Here is an 18,688-nt window from a genome sequence, read left to right as displayed (position 1 = left end):
CGCCGGAGGAGTTCCGGAACCGGGCCCTTGCGGCGTAGTCGCTATTTGTTCAGTCCAAGTTTCGGGGCGCAGTTCACCTGTCCCTTTGTGGTGGTTTTTGTTTTTGAGAGAGGGGCGGGTCGCTGATGGACGTCCGCACGGACGGCGATATTGCCGATAGCTTTTGGTGGCGGCGCACAACGCTGACGCGCCGCACTCCTCTGTATGACGCCTGCGTGTCGGTGGGGCTGTTGGTGGCGGCGACGATTGTGGGCGCGCTGCTCGACCATCCGGGTCTCGCGCCGAGCATCATGATCGTCTATGTGTTCGCCGTGCAGCTGTGCGCATTCTTTACCTGGAGTCGCCTGTATTGCTTGCTGAGCTCGGCTGCCGCCGTGGCGCTCTACAACTTCTTGTTTGTCGACCCGCGCTACTCGCTGTCGCTTATCGACCGCGGCTATCCCGGCATGTTCTTCATCATGTTTGTGGTCTCGCTTGTATCGAGCTCGATTGCGTTAGCCCTGCGCCGGGCCTTGGCGCAGGCTGCCGCCAGCGACCGTCGCACGCATATGGTGCTCGAGACCAACCGCATGCTGCAGCGCTGCGCCGATCAGCATCAGATCGTTCACGCCATGGCCACGCAGCTGGCGCGTCTTTCGGGCTGTCCGGTCGTGTGGTACAGCGCCGACGCCGAGGGCGATGACCTGCTGCCGCGTGCGACGTACACGGCCGTGGGCGATGCCGCCCCGGTGCACGAGCTGGCGCCGCAGATGCCGCCGCGGCTCTCGGCGTCCGCCTATGTGGGTACGCCGCTCGATGCCACCTATGGCGGATCGGCGTTTTATGGCATCTACCTGACGGTTCGCACAGGCGACGGCTTCGTGCGCTCGGGCGACCCCGCCTCGGTGGTGGGCGTGCTGGCTATCGTTGCCGAGCCCGACGTGCTGACACATGAGGAACGGACACTTGCCGATGCCATCGTGAGCGAAGGCGAGCTGGCGCTCGATCGCGCCCGCGCCATGGAGGCCCGCGAAGAAGCGGCGGTGCTCGCCAAAAACGAACAGCTGCGCGCCAACCTGCTGCGCTCCATCTCGCACGATCTGCGCACGCCGCTTACCAGTATTTCGGGCAATGCCGACGTGCTGCTCGATCAGGGCTCGACCGGCACCGCGGTGCTCGATGCCCAGACGCGCCGCGGCCTGCTTCTATCCATTCGCTCGGATGCGCTGTGGCTCAACGCCACCGTCGAGAATCTGCTCGCCATCACCAAACTCGAGGGTGGCGGCATGCATCTGTCGACTACGCTCGAGCTTATGGACGATATCGTCGAGGAGGCGCTGCGCCACGTAAGTCCGGCCGTGCGCGAGCACGACCTTAAGGTGGTGGCGTGCGATGAGCCGGCGCTCGTCAACGTCGATGCGCGCCTGATGGTGCAGCTGGTGGTCAATCTGGTGAACAACGCCATCACCTATACGCCCGCAGGCTCGCATATCGTGATTTCGATTGGCGTCGACGATGGACGCGTGGCGTGCTCGGTGGCCGATGACGGCCCGGGCATTGCGCCCGAGGACCGCGAGCGAATCTTTGAGTCGTTCTACACCGCCAACCACGGTTTGGCCGACAGCCACCGTAGCGTGGGCCTGGGACTTTCGCTCTGCCGCTCCATTGCATTGGCGCATGGCGGTAGCATAGAGGTTGCCGCGGCGGACCCGCACGGCTCGGTCTTTACGATTGAGCTTCCCGTCGCCGACGTTTCGTTTGATAAGGAGTAACGCTGTGCCGAACTCTGCCGTAAAACCGCTCATCTTGGTCGTTGAGGACGACCCCGCCGTTCGCAACCTTATCGTTGCCGCGCTCGAGGCGCACGGCTTGCGCCATATGGCCGTGGAGACCGCCCACGCCGCCATCGCCGCCGCCTCATCGCAGGCGCCGAGCATCGTGCTGCTCGATCTGGGCCTGCCCGATATGGATGGCGTCAAGGTGGTGGAGTCGGTGCGCGCATGGTCGGGCATGCCGATCATTGTGGTCTCGGCGCGCAGCGAGGATGCGGACAAGATTCGCGCGCTCGATGCCGGCGCCGACGACTACCTGACCAAGCCGTTTTCGGTCGAGGAGCTGCTCGCGCGCATTCGCACGACGCTCAGGCGCCTTTCGTATGCACAAACGGGCGGCGTTGCCTCCGAGGGCTCGTTCGATGCCGGTGAGTTGCATATCGATTTTGATGCCGGCATCGCCACGATGGATGGCGAGGAGCTGCATCTGACGCCGATCGAGTACAAGCTCCTGTGCCTGCTGGCGCACAACGCCGACAAGGTGCTGACGCACCAGTTTATCTTGCACGAGATTTGGGGCACGGCAACCAAGAGCGACCTGGCGAGCCTGCGTGTCTTTATGGGCACGCTGCGCAAGAAGATCGAGTCCGACCCCGCGCACCCGCGCTATATCCAAACGCACGTGGGTATCGGCTATCGCTTGGTCACCCAAGGCTAGATCGCCGACCACCATCCCAATATGAGTTGCGGTGAAATAGTTCCTGTTTGCGCCTTTAACAGGCATTTTTAGGAACTATTCCACCGCAACTTTGTTTATTTGCCCTTGGGCTTGCTGGCGTAGAACTTCTTCTTTTTGGGCTTGCCGGCGGGGGAGGGTTTGCCGGCAAAGTTGGACTTGCCGTTGCCGGTCTGCGCGTGCACGGGCGTCGTTGCGCGAGGCTTGCGGGCTTCGGGGTTGCGCAGCTCCTCGGTTCGCTCGGCAATCTCCTCAGCGCTAAAGCCGACTTCGGCCATGGCGTCCTCGATGGGCAGGCGGCGCACGATATAGCAATGATGCACCTTCTGGTTGCGCGCGAAATCCTCGGGGATGGTCTGCGCCGTAATGTCCTCCAGCACGACGCCCGCGCGCGCGAGCTTGCGCGTTTCGGGGCGGAAGCCGCGCAGGTTGCAGCTGAAGATGGCATGGCCGCCCTGCGCGAGCAGGCGAGATACGCCGGCCAAAAGCTCAACATGGTCGCGCTGGACATCCCAGGTACGGCGGCCCATCTTTGACGAGTTCGAGAACGTGGGCGGGTCGACAAAGATCAGGTCCCAGCGGTTGCGCGTCTGGCGCTGGTCGCGAATCCAGGCAAGCACGTCGTCGCGCACAAAATGATGCTGCGGCCCCACAAAGCCGTTCTGGCGCATGTTGCGCTCGGCCCAGTCCAGATAGGTGTTGGAGAGGTCGACCGTCACGGTCTCCTCGACGCCGCCATCGGCCGCGTAGCAGGTGGCAGTGCCGGTGTAGGCGAACAGGTTGAGGAAGCGGCGCGCCTGTTTGGCGTGCTCGCGCACTAGGTTGCGGGTGACGCGGTGATCCAGGAAGATGCCCACATCCAGATAGTCGTCAAAGTTGACGGCAAAGGTGAGGCCGCCCTCTTCGATGAGCGGCAGACGACGGCGTGCGTTATTGGCACGCTCGCCCGATGCGCCCTTGCCGGCGCCCTGCTTGCCGTACTGCGAGCCGCCGCGCGAACGCATGCGGGCCTTGGCGTGCACATGCTCGGCCGGAACATCCAGGATGCGCGGCGCGATGGCCAAGATGTCGAGCATACGGGCCTGGGCCAGTGCGGGGTCGATGGTCTTGGGCGCGGCGTATTCGGCGATGACGAGCCAGCGGCCCGGCGTCTGCGGGCAACCCTCGTACAGGTCGATGGCAGCGGAGTAATCGGGTAGGTCGGCATCGTAGACGCGGTAGCAGCTCACGCCCTCGCGCTTGGCCCACTTGCGACGCAGGCGGGCGTTCTTGCGCAGACGGTTGGCGAACTGCTCCGACTCGGGGATGAGCACGGGCAGCGGCTTGCCGTCGCCCAGGTCGAGCGTGGCGGCAGGTTCGGGCATGGGGGTGTTGGCGGCGTTGTCGTTGACTTCGTTGGCATCCGCAACCTCGGCCTCGGCATCCGCACTGGTCGAAGCCTCAAACGCCGCGGCGGCGTGGTCGAGCGAGGGCCAAACCTCAATAGTTGCCTCCTCGTTATTGGGCATGACGGCGATCGAGCGCTCGGGCTCGGCGTGGAGCGCGCGGGCCAGCAATCCATCGCGGGTGAGCGCGGCGACCGGCGCCGCGGAAAGCTCGGGCGCGCGGCGCAGCTCACCGACCAGCGTCATGGCGTCGTGCATGAGCGAAAGCGGGGTCTCGGTGGTGTCCGCGACCACGGCGGCACCGGCGACGGCGCCCGCGTGGTCCAGCACGGTGGCTGGCTTGGCAGCGCAAAAGTCGACAAAACGCTTGTAGCCGGCGCACTTGACCATGCGCTCGGCAGTCTTGCGGGCGGCGGGGTCAATGTCCACGGCGACGATGCGCGCCTGGCGCTCACGCGCCGCGGTCTCGCGCTCGCGCGCCTCGGCAAGCAGCTGCTCCCACAGGGCGGCGTCGTGCAGCTGCCAGCCCTCAAAGCCCCAGCGCTCGCGTGCGGCGCCCGGGGCGCGGTCGGTCAGAATGTTCACGGCCTCCAGCAGCAGACCGCCGCCGGCGCACGAGGCGTCGACCAGCGTGGGAAGGGCTTCGTTCTCGTAATCGTCGGCCGTTAGCTCGCGCTCGCACAGTGCGGTCCAGCCGACCTGCGCCAGCACCAGGGCGGCGTAGTCGGGGCGCAGCACGTGCGCGCCCTCGCCGGCGCGGGTCGCTGCGGGCGGCAGGCGTTTGAACAGCGGGTCGCCTGAAAGGTCCAGGCTGATGCTCGCGCGGCGCTGGCGCAGCGAAAGCAGCAGGTGAACGTCGGGGTCGGCAGCATCGACGTCGGCGCGACGGCCCGTGGTCTCGGCCAGACGGTCGCACAGCGCGTCTTTGGCGCGCAGGGCCGAGAAGCGCGTGTTGCGCAGCTGCTCGGTCACGCCGCGGGCTGTGATGGCGATGGTGGCGCCGGGGCGGACGATGCTCTCCCAGGCGATGTCGTAAACGCTATCGTACAGCTCGTCGGCATCCTGCGCCTCAAAGCGCCCGAGTACCACGAACACGCGGCTCGCCAGGCGCGACCACAGACAGGCGCGGTAGCCTTCTTCGAGCTCGCCCTCAAATGTAGCGCGGCCTTTCAGGCGGCGGACATGCGAAAGTCCGAGGCGTTTAAGCTCATCGGCGAGTGCGGACTCAAAGCCCTCGGGGCAGCTTGCGTAAAATTCCATGGGTGACCTCTCTGGTTGCGTCGCTCCATTATATGATGGATGCTTCGTTTGCCCTTATCCTCGAAAGGAACCCATATGATTGATGCGTGCCCCGAATCCGCTGTGCTCTTTTTTGACGTGGACGGCACGCTGGCGTCGTTCGATCCCGACGATATGACCGATAAGGACTTCAATGCAGTCCATCCGTCGAAGTCCGTTATCGATGCATTTGGTCGTCTGCGCAATGCGGGTCACCGGGCATTTATCTGCACGGGTCGTCCCTTGTGGCTGATTGCCGATGGCCTGCGCGCGCTGAACCCGGCGGGTATCGTTGCCATGGCGGGGGCGACGCTCGAGGTCGAGGGCCGCGTGGTGCATGAGGACTGCTTTGACGAAGACATTGTTGAGGAGCTTGCGCATCGCGTTGTGGATGCCGGCATCGAGGTTTTTTTCGAGTCCAATGCTGCGACCTTTGCGCTGGAGCCTGTGGGCGTTGAGCGCTCGTCTTTAATCGGTACCTCTGTGGTGCACAGCGCCGAGGAGATGCGCATCGACGGCAGCTTGCGCGTGGGCAAGGTATGCCTCAATGTGCCCAGTTTGGCTCGTGTAGCCAACGATGACGGCTTTATCAATCGCAACTTTGAGCTGTGCAACACCGGTGGTCAGAATCGCGAGCTGAGCCCCAAGGGCATCGACAAGGGCGTGGGCGTGGCGCGAGCGCTGGAATACCTGGGTCGCACCGGCAACGCGCGCACCTTTGGCTTTGGCGATTCCGGCAACGATCTGGGTATGCTCGCCGCCGTCGAGACGGCTGTAGCCATGGGCAACGCCATGCCCGGGGTCAAGGCAGTCGCCGACTACGTGACCGACGATGTCGCACACGATGGCACCGTCACAGCGATGCGCCATTTTGGGTTGATTTAATAAATGGCCGGGTCGCCCGCAGTGGGGGCGACCCGGCCATTTGAGCTATTTTGCAATATAGAGCTTGGGATGACTGCGACTGCTCTCGATCGCCGCCGTCATGATGCCCTCGTCGTCTCCATCAACGATGATGCCGTCGAGGTCATCGATCTGCGCGGACTGATAAAAACTGGTCTTATTGAACTTCCCCTGGTCAACCATCATGTAGCCCTGGTTTGAGTTGGTAAGGTACATATGCTTGATCATGGCCGAGAAGTCGTGCTCGACGGTAAAACCGTGGTCGGGGTGGAATCCGTCGGCACTGACAAACGCCTTGTCGGCATGTAGTTTGCTCATGCAGTCGAGCGTTAGTGCGCCCGCGAGATAGAGGTGGCCCTTGCGCACGGAGCCGCCCAGCAGCACTACCGAAGCATTGGGGAGATTGAAGCTGGCGTAGTTCGCGATTGCAAGATCGCCGGTGATAATGGTGATCTCACGCTTGTCCATGAGGGCCTTAGCGAAGTAAAAGCCTGTGGTGCCGATATCAATTACCAGAACATCGCCATCATCAACAAGAGTTGCTGCGGTTGCGGCGATGGCTTCCTTGGCCTCGACTTGGACATTGATGCGCTCCTCGGGATACGAGATTGCGTTGGAGCGAGAAAGCGATACCGCTCCGCCGCGTACGCGACGCAGCTTGCCTTCGGATTCCAGTGAGACGAGGTCGTGTCGTGCGGTGACTTCCGAAACCGAAAAACGGCGAACGATGTCGGATACCGAGATATTTGGTTTTTCGGCCAGCCAGTTCATAATAAATCGCTGACGCTCGGCCGGTGAAAGGTCTGAAGTAGATGCCATATGCCACTCCTTTTGAACGAAAGGCAAAAGAGGGGCCTTTCGTAATCGAAATATAACGTATCGATATGAAAAGAACAAGGCAAAATCGTATGAATCAAATGAACGGAATGGCATGTCCCGAATGCATATGTAGCAGATAGTTCGCACTTAAATAGCGTATAGAGGGGCTTGTTCTGGAGGTGCCGCCCAAAAGAAGCACGTTCACACCCGATATTCGACCGTTCACGGAAGGTTGACAATTGAGCTTTCGATAGCTTTTGAAATGGTTTATAAAAGAAAACCGAAAAGCTTTTGAAACAAAGAAGAAGGCTTTCGATAGCAATAGCGTTAGATGAGAAAGGACCGAACATGGCGATCAAGGTGTTTGCCGACGGCGCTAACCTCGAGGGCATGCTTGACATGCATGACAATGGCAACGTTCAGGGCTTCACGACTAATCCTTCCCTTATGAAGGCCGGCGGCGTGACCGACTACCGCGCTTTTGCCAAGACGGTTCTTGAGCACATTACCGATGTCTCGGTTTCTTTTGAGGTTTTCGCTGATGACGAGGCTGGTATGGAGGCCGAGGCTCGCGAGATTGCAACCTGGGCAGATAACGTCTATGTTAAGATTCCGGCGCTCAACACCAAGGGCGAGTCTACTGCCGCGCTGGTCAAGCGCCTTTCTGCCGACGGCATCAAGGTGAATGTCACCACTATCTTCACGCCCGAGCAGGTCGACGAGTTCGTCGATGCCGTTTCTGCCGAGACCCCCTCTATTCTGTCCATCTTTGCCGGTCGCATTGCCGATACCGGCGTCGATCCGCTGCCCCTCATGGCGGAGTCCGTAAAGAAGGCTGCCGTTAAGCCTGCTGCCGAGGTTCTCTGGGCGTCTACGCGCGAGGTCCTCAATATCTTCCAGGCGGAGTCCGTTGGATGCCAGATCATTACGGTCCCCAATGCCCTTCTTGCCAAGCGCAAGAATTTCGGGAAAGATTTGCTTGAGTACTCGCTTGATACGGTCAAGGGCTTTGCCCGCGACGTTCAGGCGCTTGGTTTTCATATCTTGCCCGAGGAGTAGGGGACGAGTATGCTGACCGATCTTCTTAAACCCGAGCTTGTTGCCTGCCACGTCGAGGCCTCCGACTGGGAGGAAGCGATCAGGGCATGCGGTAAGTTGCTCGTAGACGCTGGCAAATGCGACCAGAGCTATGTTGACGCCATGATTTCATCGGTTCACAAATTCGGCCCCTATATGGTCTTGGAAGAGGGCATCGCCATGCCTCACGCCCAGGCAGATGGCAATGTGAGTGAAGCGGGAATCTGTATCGTCACGCTTGACCCTGCCGTTGCGTTTGGACACGAGGATTTCGATCCGGTTCACGTGCTTGTGGGTATTTGCGCACCCGACCCCAAGGCTCATCTTGGCTGCTTGGCGGAGCTTTCGCAGATGTTCGAGGACGAAGACTGCGTTGCCAAGCTCAGCGCATGCGATACGCCCGAGCAGGTTTTGGAGACCATGCGTTCATTCTTTTAGGCCTTAATGGCACGGCGATGCGTCGCCGCTTTTGGATAGACGGAAAACCGTCACGTGTAGGAGAGGAAGGTTGCCATGCATATCATCACCGTATGCGGAAACGGCATCGGGTCTAGCCTGATGCTCGCTGGCAAAGTCGAGGAGCTTTGCGAGGAGGAGGGCATCAAGGCCGACGTTGAGTCTATGGACCTGAACGGTGCTTCTTCCGCAAATCCGGATCTGTTCATCACCGTTAAGGAACTCGCTCCCGAGCTCCACGGCAACGTTGTGATCGTTCGCAGCTATGTGAACAAGAAGAAGATCCGCGAAGACGCCCTCGAGGCAATCAAGGCGGCCGCCGCTAACGCCTAAAGCGGCACAAAAAAGGGCGGTTCCCTGTGGAAGAGGGAAACGCGCCCACGTTAGAGAGAAAGGAAGCGCAGATGCAAGCCATCCTTCCCATACTTGAGTTTATCCAATCGATTCTGACCAAGCCAGCATGGATCATGGGTCTATTTGCCTTTGTGGGCCTTGTCGCGCTTAAGCGTCCTGCCCACAAGGTGATGACGGGCACCCTGAAGCCCATTCTGGGTTACATCATGCTGTCTGCCGGCGCCGCTGTTGTTCAGGAGAACCTTGCTCCGCTGGGTACCTTCATCGAGACCGGTTTCCACATCACCGGCGTCGTGCCCAACAACGAGGTCGTCGTTTCGATGGCTCAGAGCGTCCTCGGCGTTCAGACTATGATGATCCTGATTCTCGGCTACGTCGTGAACATTATCATTGCCCGCTTTACCAAGTTTAAGTACATCTTCCTGACGGGCCATCACAGCATGTTTATGGCCTGCCTGCTGTCTGCCGTTCTGCAGGCATCTGGCTTCCAGGATGTCCAGCTTGTCATCGTGGGTGGCATGTTCCTGGGCCTCGTGAGCGCTATGCTTCCCGCCGTTGGTCAGCGTTTCACCGAGAAGGTTACCGATGGCGATGAAATCGCCATGGGCCACTTCGGTTCACTCGCCTATTACATCTCCGCTGCAGTCGGTACGCTTTTTGCTAAGGACGCCGAGGAGAACAGCACCGAGAAGATCGAGGTTCCCGAGAAGTTCTCCTTCCTGCGCGACACCACCATCTCCACGGCTCTTACCATGGCCTTCTTCTACTTGGTTACCGCTTTCGCCGCTTACATCGCAGATCCTGCGGTCGTTACCAAGACCGCTGGCGGCGACAATGTAATCGTCTATGCCCTGACCTGTGCCCTGTCCTTCGCCGTTGGTGTCACCATCGTCTACAACGGCGTTCGTATGATCCTCGCCGACCTGGTCCCGGCTTTCCAGGGCATCTCCAACAAGCTGATCCCTGGCGCCATCCCTGCCGTCGACTGCGCCGTCTTCTTCCCCTATGCTCCCACTGCCGTCATCCTCGGCTTTGTCGCTTCCTTCATCGGTGGCGTGGTCGGTATGTTCATCGTGGGCGCTACCCTGGGCATCTTCATCATCCCGGGCATGGTTCCCCACTTCTTCTGCGGTGCTACCGCCGGCATCTACGGCAATGCTACCGGCGGTCGCAAGGGCGCAGCTCTTGGTGCTTTCGTCAACGGCCTGCTCATCACCTTTGCCCCGGCCCTGCTCCTGCCCGTTCTTGACGTCTTTGGCTTCAAGAACACTACGTTCGGCGACTTCGATTTCTCTGTCATTGGTATTACGCTCGGCCGCGCTGCCGAGGCCTTCGGTACCACCGGTGTCTACGCGATTCTCGCTGTCCTTCTGGTCGTCGCCTTCGTCCCCAACTTCATCCACACCAAGGGTGCTGTGATCAATCACGTTGAGGAAGAGTAATCCAGGCGTACGTTAAGCCCTAATCGGGCGGAGCTCCGATAACCGGCTCCTACACGGAAGCGGTGACGTCTCAAATGAGGCGTCACCGCTTTTTGCTTTGGGGCGATTGTGAAAACGAGCCGGCAAGGCGCTGCTTCTGTTCCGTGAACGGAATCAACCGCGATGATCGGCAAAAACGTTTTGCCGCTGGGGCGTCGATATAAAAATGGTAAATCTGCAAAACCGTTCGCCGAGAAGATAAAAACCCGCAGCTCACGCCTTGATGAACGTAGGTAAAGTGTTTAGCAGTTCAACGCTCGCGTGCAAACGAAAGGAATCAGGCAGATGGCAATCAAGGTGTTCGCTGACGGCGCAAACCTCGAGGGCATGCTCGACATGTACGAGAACGGCAACGTTCAGGGTTTCACGACCAACCCGTCCCTTATGAAGAAGGGCGGCGTGACGGATTACCGCGCGTTTGCCAAGGAGGTCCTGGCCCACATCACCGATGTATCCGTGTCGTTTGAGGTCTTTGCCGACGACGTCGAGACCATGGAGGTCGAGGCGCGCGAGATCGCTACCTGGGCCGAGAACGTCTACGTTAAGATCCCGTGCGTGACCACCAAGGGCGAGTCCACCGCCGAGCTGGTCCGCAAGCTTTCGACCGACGGCATCAAGGTCAACGTCACCACCATCTTTACGCCTAAGCAGGTCGATGAGATGGTCGAGGCCGTTGACGCCGAGACGCCGTCCATCATCTCGCTCTTTGCCGGCCGTATCGCCGATACCGGCGTCGATCCCATTCCGTTTGTGACGGAGTCGGTCAAGAAGGCCGCCGTCAAGCCCAACTGCGAGGTCCTGTGGGCGTCCACGCGCGAGCTCATCAACATCTACCAGGCCGAAGCTTGCGGTTGCCAGATCATCACGGTGCCCAACAGCATCCTGGCCAAGCGCAAGAACATCGGCCGTGACCCCTACGAGGTCTCGCTCGACACCGTGCGCGGCTTTGCCAAGGATATCGCCTCGCTCGGCTTCCATATCCTGCCGTAACGCGAACGCTGGCTGCGCCGAGGGTTGTTCGCCCCGGCCTTTCCTTTCCCTATCGCTCACGCGCTTCGCGAGGGTCGCGCTAGGCAAAGGAAAGGCCGGGGCTGCCGACACGAACTTGCTAGTAGGTTGGTGTTTGGCTTCCATATCCTGCCGTGGACAAAGGTACCCCCGCCTGCGACGTGCAAAATCGAGAGTATTCAGCAAGGTAAAGGTTTTTATCAGCTAGCTGAAGCACGGAACAGCCCCCGTTTTGGCTCTGACGACGCTAAAACGGGGGCTGTTTTTGACTTTATTGCCTCTGAGGGGCGTTCGGGGCGGCGGAAATTGCAGAATACTCGCGATTTTGCACGTCGCGAGAGGGGGGACCCTTGCTTTAGGTGGTTTACTTCCCCTGCACCATGGTGAGCGAGATCTTCTTGCGGTCGCGATCGACCTTTTCCACCCACACCTTTACCGTGTCGCCGACGCGTACCACGTCGCTCGGGTGCTTGACGAAGCGGTTAGCCAGCTTGGAGATGTGCACGAGGCCGTCCTGGTGCACGCCGACGTCGACGAAGGCGCCAAAGTCTACGACGTTGCGCACCGTGCCCTTGAGTTCCATGCCGGGCTCCAGGTCATCGATAGAAAGTGCCGAGCGGCTAAAGACCACCTCGGGCGCGTCGTCGCGCGGGTCGCGGCCGGGCTTCTTGAGCTCGTTGACGATGTCGATGAGCGTGAGGGTGCCGCAGTCCAGGTCGCTTGCCAGCGCCGAGATGCTGCCCAGACGGCGCTCAATGTCGGGCACGCCGCCACGGCTGAGCTCGCTGGTTTTAACGCCTGCGCGCTCCAAGACGGACGTGGCCACCTCGTAGCTCTCGGGGTGGACGCTTGTCGCGTCGAGCGGGTTCCTGCCGCCGCTGATGCGCAGGAAGCCCGCGGCGTTGAGATATGCCTTGGGTCCCAGCTTGGGGACCTTCTTGAGCTGGCGGCGATCGGTAAAGGCGCCGTTTTCCTCGCGGTAGGCCACGATGCTCTTGGCCACGCTCGGCGTGATGCCCGATACGTATCCCAGCAGGCTCGCGCTCGCGGTGTTTACGTCGACGCCCACGCGGTTGACGACGTCCTCCACCACGTGGCCCAGGGTGCGCGAAAGCTCTGCCTGGTCAAGGTCGTGCTGGTACTGGCCAACGCCGATGGACTGGGGCGGAATCTTGACGAGCTCTGCCAGCGGGTCTTGCAGACGGCGGCCCAGGCTCATGGCGCCGCGCACGGTGACGTCCAGGTCGGGATACTCCTGGCTTGCGAGTTCGGAGGCGGAGTACACCGACGCGCCGGCTTCGTTGACGATGGTGTAGCGAAGGCTGGGCGCCTGCTCGGCAATGAACTCCGAGACTACTTCCTCGGTCTCGCGGCTAGCGGTGCCGTTGCCGATGACGATGGTGTTGACACCGTCCTTTTTGACGAGGCGAGCGAGCTCGCGCTTGGTGCCGGCGACGTCGTGGCGCGGCTTGGTGGGGTAGACCACGCCGTGGTCGAGTAGCTTGCCGGTCTCGTCCATGACGGCGACCTTGCAGCCGGTGCGGTAGCCCGGATCGAGCGCGAGCACGCGGGCGCCGCGCACGGGGCGTGCCGAGAGCAGGCCCTCGAGATTCTTGGCAAAGACGTTGATGGCTTCGGTCTGGGCGCGAACGGTGAGTTTGGCGCGGGCCTCGCGCTCCAGCGAGGGGGCCATGAGGCGCTTGTAGCCGTCGGCGATGGCGGCATCGAAGATGGGAGCAAACACGCCCTGACGGCGGGGCCAACGGCTGCCGAGGCGTGCCGTGGCGGCAGCGCCGTCGACGTTTACGCGCACGCGGAGCTTGCCCTCGCGTTCACCGCGGTCGATAGCCAGCACGCGGTGGTTGGGTATACGGCGCAGTGGCTCGTCATAGCTGTAGTACGGCTCGTAGGGAGTCTTCTCGGTGGGATCGGTGGCCTCGACGACGATATCGGCGGTGTTTTGCGTAAAGGCGCGCAGGTCGGCGACGTTCTCGGGGTCCTCGGCTACCGTCTCAGCCACGATGTCCGCTGCGCCGGCAAGCGCCTTCTCGGGCGTGTCGAAGCCGGCTTCCTCGTTGACGTATGCCGCGGCGGCGTCGAGCGCGCTGCCCTTGGCGGATGCCTGCATGATGATCATGTTAGCAAGCGGCTCCAGGCCGGCTTCGCGGGCCTTCTGCGCGCGGGTCATGCGCTTTTTTCGGTAGGGCTTGTAGAGGTCCTCGACACGCTGGAGCTGCGTGGCCTCGCGAATCTGCTGCTCGAGCTCGGGCGTGAGTTTGCCCTGGGCGTCGATGAGCAGGATGACGTCCTCCTTGCGCTGCTCAAGATTGCGCAGGTAAGACAGGCGCTCGTCGAGGGCGCGCAGGGCGACGTCGTCCATGCCGCCCGTGGCTTCCTTGCGGTAGCGCGAGATAAAGGGGATGGTGTTGCCCTCGTCGATGAGCTTGACGGCTGCCTCGATGTTGTCAGCCTTAAGGTTGAGCTCGCGGGCGAGCTGGGCGATAAGATCCATGGGACTCCTTGCGTTTGAGGTGCGTTTGCAGCACAGGGCTACCAAGGATACCACCCGTCCCAAAAGACTGTTTTGGGGCTGCGCCATGAAAACGGCCCATCTACTACGTTTGAACCGTATAGGTCGACCATGCCTGGGTTTTCCGAAAATCGGCAAGCCGTCTACCTGCAGTTTTTATTTCGCGAAATTTGGCATGGTTGAGGGCGATCGGTTAAACGTAGTAGATAGGTGCGTTTCGTGGCGAACGAATCAAGCCGAGGTGCAAAATAGCCCCCGTCTCAGAAAAATTGTCAGCGAAGTAGCAAAAAGCCCCGCGGGCATGAGGCTGCTCGCGGGGCAAAGAAGAGGGGCTTATTGGTGGCGGACCGAGGGGCTCGGCATGGGGCTTCTGCCGCGGCCGCTCTTAAGGCATTACAGCTCGACGAGCTGGCCGGTCTCGGCGGCCTCCTTGATGGCGTTAAGCAGCGTGAGCGTCTTAACGTTGTCGGCGGGGGTCACGACGGGCTCGACCTCGCGGCGGACGACCTTCACAAAGTGCCTGAGCTGCATCTTGTGCGGCAGCGCCGGGTCCACAGCCGGGATCTCCATCTGCAGCGGCTTGTGCCAGTTGGAGGCACCGTCGTAGGAGAACTGGTGCAGGCGGGGCAGCGAAAGGGCGCCCTTGGTGCCACCGATAAAATAGGCGTCGGCGTCGAAGGGGCGGTACTGCGGATCCTCGCGAGCGGTGGCCTCCCAGTTCCAGGGGCTGGCGGTGGCGTCAGAGATGGTCATGCTTGCGAGCGCGCCATCGGCAAAACGGACGTTGACCACGGCGGAGTCCTCGGTCTCAAAACCGCGGGCGGCGCTGGACTGCATGCCCTGGACGGCAACGGGCTCGCCCAGCAGGTAGCGGAGCAGGTCGACGTCGTGCACCAGGTTGACCAGGATCGGGCCGGCACCCTTCTTGCGGCGCCACTCGACATCGAAGTACTCGTCATTCTTATAGATCATGTAGTGGAAGCTCGATACGGTGAGCTTGCCCAGTTCGCCGGACTCGATGATCTCCTTGGCCTTGTTGACGAAGGGGTTGTGGCGACGGTGCTGACCCACGAGCACGGGCACGCCGGCGGTCTCGGCCTCGGCGGCGAAGGCCTGGGCATCCTCCAGGTCGTTGGAGATCGGCTTTTCGACCAGCGGCACGATGTTGCGCTTCACAGCCTCGCGGGCAACGCCCAAGTGCAGGTCGTTGGGGGTGGCGATAATGACGGCCTCGGGCTTGACCTCGTCCATCATCTGGGCGGGATCGGTATAAAACGGCACGCCGGCGGCCTCGGCCGTGGCGCGGGCGCCCTCAAAGGCGTCGGCGATGGCGACGAGCTCGGCTTCGGGCTCCTCGGTGACAAAGCGGATGTGGTTGCGGCCCATGGCGCCGGCGCCGATAACGGCAATGCGGACGGGGTTGAGCTCAGACATTTCGACTCCTTAATACTGGTGACCGGTGGAATGCGACAAAGGGGCTGTCCCTTTGTCGCATCGGTAAAACTAGGCGGACTTCTTCTTGCTGTCGGAGACCATCATGTAGACGGTGAGCACGACGGCGATGGCGGCGATCACAATGGCGCCGTAGAAGGACTGCTGGTAGGCGGCGCTGCCGGCCTCGGCGTGATACAGCACGGCGGTGATGGGCTGGCTGATCCAGGTGGAAGCGGCATAACCCAAAAACATGATGCCGTAGTTGACGCCGATGTTGCTGGTGCCAAAGGCGCCACCGGTGAGCGGCGGGTAGATGACGAGCAGGGCGCCAAAGCTAAAGCCGAGCAGGGCGAGCGCCACAAAGAACATGCCCTGCGTAAAGCTCATCGACATGATGACGAGTGCGACGATGGTGACGACAAGGCTGATGAGCAGCGACTTGTAGGCACCGATCTTGTCGATGATCTGGCCAAAGGAGAGACGGCCAACCAGGTTGGCGCAGGTGTTGACGGAGACCACCACGCCGCCGAGGGCGACGGCCGCGGCGCTCGTGGGGTCGGCGAAGAGCTGGACGGCGGCGATGGAGGCAACCTTGCCCACGAGCAAGGTGCCCGCGGTGGCGGCGAAGGCGAAGGTGACGATGAGGACCCAGAAGCGCGGGGTCTTGACCATCTCGCCCGGGGTGAGGTCGCCGAAGGTGCCGGCATGTGCGCCGCCCTTAGGGGCCTCGAAGCCTTCGGGCAGCCAACCGGCCTCGGGGGCCTTCAGGAACAGGGCGGAGGCGGCGATCATCACAAAGAAGATGACGCCGAGCGCCTTAAGGGCGCCAAAGATGCCCAGGCTCGGGATGAGCAGCGAGGCGAGCACCGGGGACAGCACGGCGGGACCGGCGGTCGAAGCGGCCAGGGTGATGCCGGAGGCGAGACCCTTCTTGTCGATGAACCACTTTTGGCCGGTGGTGAGCGCCGGGTTATAGCCCAGACCGTTGCCGACGGCGGCGACGAGTGAGAACCACAGGTAGAACTGCCACGGCTCGGTGACGGTGCCGGACATGAACCAGCCCAGGCCGTAGCACACGGCGGCGGCGATCACGACGTTGCGCGGGCCGATCTTATCGGAGATGCGGCCGGCGAAGATGCCCGTCACGGCCATGATGGTTTGAAAGACCGGGAAAGCCCAGGTAAGGGCGCTGGACCACTCGGGATAGACGGCGAGCAGATTCTTGCTCACGACGGAATACAGCGCGATGGAGCTGATGAAGAACATGGTGACGCACGCGGCGGAAAGCACGACGGCGCGACCCTTGTTGGAGTTGGTGGAAGCCATTGGACTCTTTCTAATCGATACGGGGGAGGAGCGGGCGTGTCCGCGGAGCCTCCCTGTCATGTTGGTTTACTGGTCGGTCGGCTTGGCGACGCCGGACTCATCGGACCAGAGCTCGACACCTTTGTTCTTGAGGTAGTTGTCGGCATAGGCGCGACGGCCGCCGGGCTTGGCGGTGAGGTCGCCCATCATGTTGGAGAAGCCGCCGTCGACCTTGATGGCGTCGCCGGTGGTAAAGTCCGAGCGCTTGGACGCCAGGAACATGACGGCGTTGGCGATATCGCTGACCTCGCCGATGCGGCGCGTGGCGATCAGGCGGCTGCGGCTCTTTTCGACCTCGGGGTCGGCGTAGAAATTGGCCGACATGGGGGTTTTGACAAAGCAGGGCTCGACGCAGTTGGAGCGCACGCCGTAGGGGCCCCACTCGGCGGCGAGCATCTTGGACATCATGTTGACGCCCGCCTTGGTGGAGCTGTACACGCCCGAGAACGTCTCAGGGGAGTGGCTGGCAACGGTCGAGATGTGCACCAGGCGGCCCTGGCCGGCCTTGATCATCTCGCGACCAAAGCGCTGTGAGGTGATGAAGTAACCGGTGAGGTTGACGTTGAGCACCTGCTCCCAGTCGGAGAGCGGCAGGTCCTCCATAGCGGCAAAGCGCAGGATGCCGGCGGTGTTGACGAGGACGTCGACGCGGCCGAAGTCGGCGATGGTGGCGTCGACGGCGGCCTGAACCTCGGCCTCGTCGGTGGCGTTCATCTTGTAGCCCTCGGCGTGGATGCCAAACTCGGCGGCGAGGTCGGCGGCTGCGGCCTTGACCTTTTCCTCGTCCAGATCGAGCAGGACGACATTGGCGCCGTTGCGGGCGAACTCGCGGCAGATCTCGACGCCCATACCGCCGAGTGCGCCAGTCACGGCGCAGACATCGCCCTCGAGCTTAAGCCAGTTGCTCATAGGAACTTCCCTTCTTGTGCCTCCCGGTGGGTCGCTCTTATTAATCGATCCACGTGGTTTTCGCAGGTTATCGTATGCTTTGCATTTGCGCAGGTGAATTGCATATTTGTTAGAATGGCGTTAACCGTAGGTTTACACTATGCGATGTAGTTTATGCTCAACTGAACGCGTGACCTGCGAAAACAACCCCCTGTGGCGCCATGTGGCCACGGGCGCGAAAACGGGAGATTGACGTGTACGATCGACGACTTGAGGCCATATCGGCCGCCGCGGAGCTGGGAAGCTTCTCGCGTGCGGCGGCAAAATTGCGCGTGTCGACCCCAGCACTCGTCAAGCAGGTGTCGGGCTTCGAGGCCGAGTTCGGCATCACGCTGTTTGAACGTTCGCACTCGGGCGTCAAGGTGACGCCGGCCGGCGCACTGCTGGTGGACGACGCGCGCTCGATCATGCGGCAGTCCGAGGACGCGCTGCGCCGTGCCCGACGCGCGGCGGGCGATGGCGGTGCCGTGCGCTTGGGCGTGTCGATGATGTGCCCGGGGCGCCAAACGCTGTCGATGTGGTCGGGCATCCACGATCTGGAACCGTCGCTGCGATTTGAGATCGTGCCGGTGAGCGACCTCTATGACGAGCGCGAATCCGTCATGCGCAGCTTGGGTCGCGAGGTCGATGTGGTGCAGTCGAGTTTTTCGACCCCGCGCTGGGGTGATGCCTGCCAAAAGCTCCGCATCGTCAACGTACCGTTTTATATCGACCTGCCGCGCACGAGCCCGCTGGCGCGCAAGGCACGCATTACGGTTGCCGACCTGGAGGGCATGCGCCTGCGCGTGCTCCGCCACGGCAACGACGCCATGGACAGTCTGCGTATCGACCTTTTGGCCGACGGCGGCGTTGACGTGATCGACGTGGACAGCTTTGACTTTGCGCTCTTTAACGAGGCGGAGGAAAAGGGCGACGCGGTGCTCACCTGCGGGGCGTGGTCGGGGGTGCACCCGGCCTTTGTGGGCGTGCCGTTCCTGTGCGGCCGTGAGGTGCCGGTCTTTTTGCACTACCCGCTCGAGCCCACCCTCCAAGTCCAAAAATTCGTCAACGCCATGGCTCAGCTTCTCAAATAGCTCATTTAGGACGGGGCTTTTTTAGCCACTTTTGGCGTCCTACCTGCGCAATGCGAAAAATGACTGCAAATCGGTTACGCATGATTTTGC

15 protein-coding genes are annotated in these 18,688 nt (G+C 61.6%); 9 read left to right on the top strand and 6 right to left on the bottom strand.

Annotated elements, in window-relative coordinates; all coding sequences use genetic code 11:
- The first annotated feature begins 125 nt into the window (after positions 1-125).
- The gene (locus AB5Z25_RS07400; protein ID WP_368135193.1) at positions 126-1,751 is read left to right on the top strand and encodes an ATP-binding protein; all 1,626 of its coding nucleotides are present in this window, start codon (positions 126-128) and stop codon (positions 1,749-1,751) included.
- A 4-nt stretch (positions 1,752-1,755) separates the two neighbouring features.
- Positions 1,756-2,469 carry a response regulator gene (locus AB5Z25_RS07395; protein ID WP_368135192.1) on the top strand — a complete coding sequence of 238 codons (714 nt, stop codon included), beginning with the start codon at positions 1,756-1,758 and terminating at the stop codon, positions 2,467-2,469.
- A 95-nt stretch (positions 2,470-2,564) separates the two neighbouring features.
- On the opposite strand, the gene rlmKL is transcribed toward AB5Z25_RS07395, so the two are convergent.
- Complete coding sequence (gene rlmKL / locus AB5Z25_RS07390) at positions 2,565-5,132, bottom strand: bifunctional 23S rRNA (guanine(2069)-N(7))-methyltransferase RlmK/23S rRNA (guanine(2445)-N(2))-methyltransferase RlmL (protein ID WP_368135191.1); 2,568 nt, start codon at positions 5,130-5,132, stop codon at positions 2,565-2,567.
- Positions 5,133-5,207: 75 nt separating this feature from the next.
- On the opposite strand from rlmKL, the gene AB5Z25_RS07385 reads away from it, so the two are divergent.
- Positions 5,208-6,035 (top strand): HAD-IIB family hydrolase, encoded by an 828-nt coding sequence (locus tag AB5Z25_RS07385; RefSeq protein WP_368135190.1) that lies wholly within the window; start codon positions 5,208-5,210, stop codon positions 6,033-6,035.
- Between the two features lie 45 nt (positions 6,036-6,080).
- Here AB5Z25_RS07385 and AB5Z25_RS07380 read toward each other — a convergent pair whose 3' ends face one another.
- Positions 6,081-6,872 carry a DeoR/GlpR family DNA-binding transcription regulator gene (locus AB5Z25_RS07380; protein WP_368135189.1) on the bottom strand — a complete coding sequence of 264 codons (792 nt, stop codon included), beginning with the start codon at positions 6,870-6,872 and terminating at the stop codon, positions 6,081-6,083.
- A 348-nt stretch (positions 6,873-7,220) separates the two neighbouring features.
- On the opposite strand from AB5Z25_RS07380, the gene AB5Z25_RS07375 reads away from it, so the two are divergent.
- The 5 genes from AB5Z25_RS07375 (at position 7,221) to AB5Z25_RS07355 (ending at position 11,230) form a co-directional block, all read left to right on the top strand.
- Positions 7,221-7,931 (top strand): transaldolase, encoded by a 711-nt coding sequence (locus AB5Z25_RS07375; RefSeq protein ID WP_368135188.1) that lies wholly within the window; start codon positions 7,221-7,223, stop codon positions 7,929-7,931.
- Positions 7,932-7,940: 9 nt separating this feature from the next.
- Entirely contained in the window at positions 7,941-8,387 is a 447-nt protein-coding gene (locus tag AB5Z25_RS07370; protein ID WP_117582968.1) for a PTS sugar transporter subunit IIA, read from the top strand.
- A gap of 75 nt (positions 8,388-8,462) precedes the next feature.
- Positions 8,463-8,738, top strand: a complete 276-nt coding sequence (locus tag AB5Z25_RS07365; RefSeq protein WP_022094539.1) for a PTS sugar transporter subunit IIB — start codon at positions 8,463-8,465, stop codon at positions 8,736-8,738.
- Positions 8,739-8,809: 71 nt separating this feature from the next.
- Positions 8,810-10,201 (top strand): PTS ascorbate transporter subunit IIC, encoded by a 1,392-nt coding sequence (ulaA, locus tag AB5Z25_RS07360; RefSeq protein ID WP_196033455.1) that lies wholly within the window; start codon positions 8,810-8,812, stop codon positions 10,199-10,201.
- 324 nt (positions 10,202-10,525) lie between these two features.
- Positions 10,526-11,230 carry a transaldolase gene (locus AB5Z25_RS07355; protein WP_368135187.1) on the top strand — a complete coding sequence of 235 codons (705 nt, stop codon included), beginning with the start codon at positions 10,526-10,528 and terminating at the stop codon, positions 11,228-11,230.
- A 382-nt stretch (positions 11,231-11,612) separates the two neighbouring features.
- Here the strand turns inward: AB5Z25_RS07355 and AB5Z25_RS07350 are convergent, their stop codons facing one another.
- The 4 genes from AB5Z25_RS07350 to AB5Z25_RS07335 all read right to left on the bottom strand — a co-directional run bounded on the left by AB5Z25_RS07350 (position 11,613) and on the right by AB5Z25_RS07335 (position 17,486).
- A complete protein-coding gene (locus tag AB5Z25_RS07350) occupies positions 11,613-13,760 on the bottom strand; it encodes a Tex family protein (protein ID WP_368135186.1) in 2,148 nt (715 codons plus the stop codon).
- A 411-nt stretch (positions 13,761-14,171) separates the two neighbouring features.
- A complete protein-coding gene (locus tag AB5Z25_RS07345; protein WP_368135185.1) occupies positions 14,172-15,212 on the bottom strand; it encodes a Gfo/Idh/MocA family protein in 1,041 nt (346 codons plus the stop codon).
- A 69-nt stretch (positions 15,213-15,281) separates the two neighbouring features.
- A complete protein-coding gene (locus AB5Z25_RS07340) occupies positions 15,282-16,538 on the bottom strand; it encodes an MFS transporter (protein ID WP_368135184.1) in 1,257 nt (418 codons plus the stop codon).
- Between the two features lie 66 nt (positions 16,539-16,604).
- On the bottom strand, positions 16,605-17,486 hold the full coding sequence (locus AB5Z25_RS07335) for an SDR family NAD(P)-dependent oxidoreductase (protein ID WP_118934451.1): 882 nt from the start codon (positions 17,484-17,486) through the stop codon (positions 16,605-16,607).
- A 233-nt stretch (positions 17,487-17,719) separates the two neighbouring features.
- On the opposite strand from AB5Z25_RS07335, the gene AB5Z25_RS07330 reads away from it, so the two are divergent.
- Complete coding sequence (locus AB5Z25_RS07330) at positions 17,720-18,598, top strand: LysR family transcriptional regulator (protein WP_368135183.1); 879 nt, start codon at positions 17,720-17,722, stop codon at positions 18,596-18,598.
- Positions 18,599-18,688 lie beyond the last annotated feature (90 nt).

The organism is Collinsella aerofaciens, assembly GCF_040910325.1.
GTDB classification, from domain to species: domain Bacteria; phylum Actinomycetota; class Coriobacteriia; order Coriobacteriales; family Coriobacteriaceae; genus Collinsella; species Collinsella aerofaciens_BL.
The sequence above is the reverse complement of the archived record's forward strand: the minus strand, read 5'-3'. Positions and strand labels throughout refer to the sequence as shown.

What these genes read in the sequence shown, in the direction of transcription:
- AB5Z25_RS07335 (WP_118934451.1), bottom strand. Translation starts at nt 17,486, where the DNA reads ATGAGCAACTGGCTTAAGCTCGAGGGCGATGTCTGCGCCGTGACTGGC.
- AB5Z25_RS07345 (WP_368135185.1), bottom strand. Translation starts at nt 15,212, where the DNA reads ATGTCTGAGCTCAACCCCGTCCGCATTGCCGTTATCGGCGCCGGCGCC.
- ulaA (WP_196033455.1), top strand. Translation starts at nt 8,810, where the DNA reads ATGCAAGCCATCCTTCCCATACTTGAGTTTATCCAATCGATTCTGACC.
- AB5Z25_RS07370 (WP_117582968.1), top strand. Translation starts at nt 7,941, where the DNA reads ATGCTGACCGATCTTCTTAAACCCGAGCTTGTTGCCTGCCACGTCGAG.
- AB5Z25_RS07380 (WP_368135189.1), bottom strand. Translation starts at nt 6,872, where the DNA reads ATGGCATCTACTTCAGACCTTTCACCGGCCGAGCGTCAGCGATTTATT.
- rlmKL (WP_368135191.1), bottom strand. Translation starts at nt 5,132, where the DNA reads ATGGAATTTTACGCAAGCTGCCCCGAGGGCTTTGAGTCCGCACTCGCC.
- AB5Z25_RS07400 (WP_368135193.1), top strand. Translation starts at nt 126, where the DNA reads ATGGACGTCCGCACGGACGGCGATATTGCCGATAGCTTTTGGTGGCGG.
- AB5Z25_RS07375 (WP_368135188.1), top strand. Translation starts at nt 7,221, where the DNA reads ATGGCGATCAAGGTGTTTGCCGACGGCGCTAACCTCGAGGGCATGCTT.
- AB5Z25_RS07355 (WP_368135187.1), top strand. Translation starts at nt 10,526, where the DNA reads ATGGCAATCAAGGTGTTCGCTGACGGCGCAAACCTCGAGGGCATGCTC.
- AB5Z25_RS07340 (WP_368135184.1), bottom strand. Translation starts at nt 16,538, where the DNA reads ATGGCTTCCACCAACTCCAACAAGGGTCGCGCCGTCGTGCTTTCCGCC.
- AB5Z25_RS07365 (WP_022094539.1), top strand. Translation starts at nt 8,463, where the DNA reads ATGCATATCATCACCGTATGCGGAAACGGCATCGGGTCTAGCCTGATG.
- AB5Z25_RS07385 (WP_368135190.1), top strand. Translation starts at nt 5,208, where the DNA reads ATGATTGATGCGTGCCCCGAATCCGCTGTGCTCTTTTTTGACGTGGAC.
- AB5Z25_RS07350 (WP_368135186.1), bottom strand. Translation starts at nt 13,760, where the DNA reads ATGGATCTTATCGCCCAGCTCGCCCGCGAGCTCAACCTTAAGGCTGAC.